1 protein-coding gene is annotated in these 4294 nt (G+C 73.6%); it reads left to right on the top strand.

What is annotated here, in order from left to right; all coding sequences use genetic code 11:
• A partial coding sequence (locus ACGFIG_RS30660; RefSeq protein ID WP_393008859.1) for an SDR family NAD(P)-dependent oxidoreductase occupies nt 1-4294 on the top strand: 4294 nt, incomplete at both ends.

Here is a 4294-nt window from a genome sequence, read left to right as displayed (position 1 = left end):
CGGGTCTGGACCCGTCGCGGTTGCGGGGCAGCCGGACGGGTGTCTTCGCCGGCGTCATGTACCACGACTACGCCTCCCGCCTCATGGACCTGCCGCCGGACGCCGAGGGCTTCGTCGGCACGGGTACGTCGGGCAGCGTGCTGTCGGGCCGGGTCGCGTACACGTTCGGGCTCGAAGGCCCGGCGGTCACCGTCGACACGGCGTGTTCGTCGTCGCTGGTGGCGTTGCATCTTGCCGCGCAGGCGTTGCGCAGCGGCGAGTGCGACCTCGCGCTGGCCGGTGGTGTGACGGTGATGGCGACGCCGGGGACGTTCATCGAGTTCTCGCGTCAGCGTGGTCTGTCGCAGGACGGCCGGTGCAAGTCGTTCGCGGCGTCCGCCGACGGCACGGGCTGGTCCGAAGGCGTCGGTGTGCTCCTGGTGGAGCGGCTCTCCGACGCCCAGCGCAACGGGCACCGCGTGCTGGCGGTGGTGCGCGGCACTGCCGTCAACCAGGACGGTGCGTCGAACGGTTTGACGGCGCCGAACGGTCCCTCGCAGCAGCGGGTGATCCACCAGGCTCTCGCCAACGCGCGGCTGACTCCGGCCGATGTCGACGCGGTGGAGGCGCACGGCACCGGCACGACCTTGGGTGACCCGATCGAGGCGCAGGCGCTGTTGGCGACGTACGGGCAGGAGCGTCCGCAGGATCGGCCGCTGTTGCTCGGGTCGGTGAAGTCGAACATCGGGCACACGCAGGCGGCTGCCGGTGTGGCTGGTGTGATCAAGATGGTGCTGGCGATGCGGCACGGTCTCGTGCCGCCGACCCTGCACGTGGACGAGCCGTCTCCGCACATCGACTGGTCGGCCGGGGCGGTGGCTCTCGCGACGGAGCCCACGCCGTGGCCGGCGGTGGGTCGGCCGCGTCGGGCGGCGGTGTCGTCGTTCGGGATCTCCGGTACGAACGCGCATGTGATCATTGAGCAGCCGCCGGCTGAGGTGGTCGAGGGCGAGGTCGTCGCCAGCGACGTGCCGCCGGTGGTGCCGGTGTTGCTGTCGGCCCGTTCCGATGCGGCGTTGTCGGCGCAGGCGGGTCGGTGGGCGGGCTGGCTCGCTGCCGACGAGGCGCTGCGTCCGCTGGACGTCGCCTGGTCCTCGGTCACCACCCGACCCGCGCTGGAGCACCGGGCGGTCGTGACCGCCGCCGGCCGGGACGACCTGGTCGCGGCGTTGACCGCCCTCGCCGGCGGGGAACCCGTCGGTACGGTCGTCTCCGGCGCCGCCGGGCAGCGGGGCCAACTCGCCCTGCTCTTCTCGGGTCAGGGCGCGCAGCGTGCGGGCATGGGTCGGGAGTTGTACGGCGAGTTCCCGGTGTTCGCGGCTGCCCTGGACGAGGTGTGTGGGCAGCTGGATTCGTTGCTGCCGCGTCCGTTGCGGGAGGTGTTGTTCGCGTCGGCCGGTTCCGCTGAAGCGGAGTTGCTGGACCAGACTGTCTTCACCCAGGCGGGCCTGTTCGCGGTCGAGGTGGCGCTGTTCCGTCTTGTGGAGTCGTTCGGGATCGTGCCGGACATGCTCGCCGGTCACTCGATCGGCGAGGTGACGGCCGCGCATGTCGCGGGCGTGTTGTCCCTGGCCGACGCGTGTCAGCTTGTCGCGGCGCGGGGTCGCCTGATGCAGGCGTTGCCGTCGGGTGGCGGGATGCTGGCGGTGGCCGCCGACGAGGCGGCGGTGGCGGAGTCTCTCACGGGGCTGACGGACCGCGTCGGCATCGCGGCGGTCAACGGTCCGGCGGCCGTGGTGGTGTCCGGTGCCGTCGAGGCGCTGGACGAGGTGGAGCGGGTCTGGCGCGAGCGGGGTGTCCGCACGCGCCGGTTGACCGTCAGCCACGCGTTCCACAGCCCGCTCATGGAGCCGATGCTCGACGAGTTCCGCACGGTCCTGTCCGGGCTGACTCTTGAAGCGCCGCTGCTGCCGATCGTGTCGAACGTGACCGGGGCACTCGCTGAGGTCGACGAGATCCGCACTCCCGACTACTGGGTGCGGCACGTGCGGGAGGCGGTCCGCTACGCCGACGGCGTTACCGCCCTGCGGAGCGCCGGTGTGGACACGTTCCTGGAGGTCGGGCCGCAGAGCGTGCTGACCGCGATGGCCGCCGACGTGCTGCCCGACGACGACGCTGTGCTGGCTGTCGCGGTGCAGCGTCGGGACCGCCCGGAGGCGCAGGCGCTGTTGCACGCCCTGGCCGAGGTGCACGTGCACGGGGTTCCGGTGTCCTGGCGGCAGTGGTTCACCGACAGCGGCGCGCGGCGGGTGGACCTGCCCACGTACGCCTTCCAGCACCAGCGCTACTGGCCCGCCGCCAACCGGGCGCGTACGGGCGACGTGTCCGGGGCCGGGCTCGGCCGCACCGAGCATCCGCTGCTCGGCGCGGCGGTGGACCTGGCCGGCGACGACGAGATGGTGCTGACGGGCCGGCTCTCCCTGGCCACACACCCCTGGCTGGCGGACCACACGGTCTCCGGACTGACGCTGGTCCCGGGCACCGCCCTGGTCGAGCTGGCCGTGCGGGCCGGCGACGAGGTGGGCCTCTCCCGGCTGCGGGAGCTGACCATGGCCGCCCCGCTGCTGCTCCCCGGAAGCGGGGGCGTACGGATCCAGGTGCGGGTGGATGCCGCCGGCGACTCCGCGTACCGCGCCGTCGCCGTCTACTCCCGCCCCGACGACGATCCCGAGGCGGGCTGGACGCGGCACGCGGAGGGCGTGCTGGAGCCGGCCACCGCCGACGAGCCCGACCCGATCGCCTGGCCGCCCGCTGCGGCGTCCGAAGCGGACCTGACGGAGTGGTACGCGACGCTCGCGGAGCACGGTCTGACGTACGGGCCGGTCTTCCAGGGGCTCCGGCGTGCCTGGGCCAGCGGTGGCGAGGTGTTCGCCGAGGTGGTGCTGCCGGAGGCCACCGCGACGGAGAACGTCGGATTCGGCGTGCACCCGGCACTGCTGGACGCCGCCCTGCACCCGATCGGGCTGCTGCTGGGTGGCGACGAGTCGGCCGGCCCACGGGTGCCGTTCGCGTTCGAGGGCGTGCAGGTGTACGCCGCAGGCGCGGGGACCCTGCGGGTGCGCCTGACCCGCAACGGTTCCGGGCTGCGGCTGGTGGCGTACGACGCGGCGGGCGCCCCGGTGGTGTCGGTGGACTCCCTCGCCCTGCGGGAGCTGACCGGGGTGACCGCGCCGGGCGTGGCATCGCGGTCGCTGTTCGAGCTGCGGTGGCCGGCCGTGGAGGCCACGTCCGCCGGAGAGCCTTCCGGATGGGCGCTGCTGACCGGCGGCCGGGAGCTGGCGGCACCGGCCGGAATGCCCGCGTACCCCGACGTGGCGACGGTCGCGGGGGAGGAGTCCGTCCCCCGGGCGGTGCTGCTTCCGATGCTGACCACGTCCGCGTCGGCGGCGGAGACGCCGGAGTCCGTCCGGGCGGTGACCTCCGACCTGCTGGCGACGGTGCAGTCCTGGCTGGCGGCCGACGCGCTGACCGACTCGCGGCTCGTGGTGGTGACCCGAGGTGCCGTGTCGACCGGTGACGAGGACCGGGTGACCGACCTGGCCGCTGCGGCGGTGTGGGGTCTGCTGCGCTCCGCGCAGTCGGAGCACCCGGGTCGGATCGTCCTCGCGGACGTCGACGGCGAGCTGGACGCCGCGCTGGTGGCCCTGCTGGACGGCGTCCTGCGGGAACCGGCCGCGACCGGCGGCCAGGTGGCGGTCCGCAGGGGCGCGGTGTACTCGCCGCGGCTGGTCCGGGCCGGCATCACGGCGGCGGAGTCGCCGACCGTGGGTGATGGTGCGGTGCTGGTGACCGGTGGTACGGGTGCGCTCGGTGCGCTGGTGGCGGAGCATCTGGTGTCGGTGCACGGGGTGCGGTCGCTGGTGCTCGTGTCGCGGCGTGGTCCGGAGGCCGCCGGTGCGGGCGGGCTGTCGGAGCGGCTGTCGGCGTTGGGTGCGTCGGTGCGGGTCGTCGCGTGTGACGTGACGGACCGGGACCAGGTGTTCGGCCTGGTGGCCGAGGTCGCCGTCGGGGAACGCCTGGCGGGTGTGGTGCACACCGCCGGTGTCCTGGACGACGGGGTCGTGGAGGGGCTGACGGCCGAGCGGCTGACGGGGGTGTTGGCGCCGAAGGTGTCGGCGGGTTGGTTCCTGCACGAGGCGACGGCGTCGCTGGACCTTGACTTGTTCGTGGTGTTCTCGTCGGTGGCGGGTGTGCTCGGTTCGCCGGGTCAGTCGGCGTATGCGGCGGGTAATGCGTTCCTGGACGGGTTGGCGGT

Origin of the sequence: Micromonospora sp. NPDC049048 (assembly GCF_043197615.1) — a bacterium.
Taxonomy (GTDB): Bacteria; Actinomycetota; Actinomycetes; order Mycobacteriales; family Micromonosporaceae; genus Micromonospora.
The sequence above is the reverse complement of the archived record's forward strand: the minus strand, read 5'-3'. Positions and strand labels throughout refer to the sequence as shown.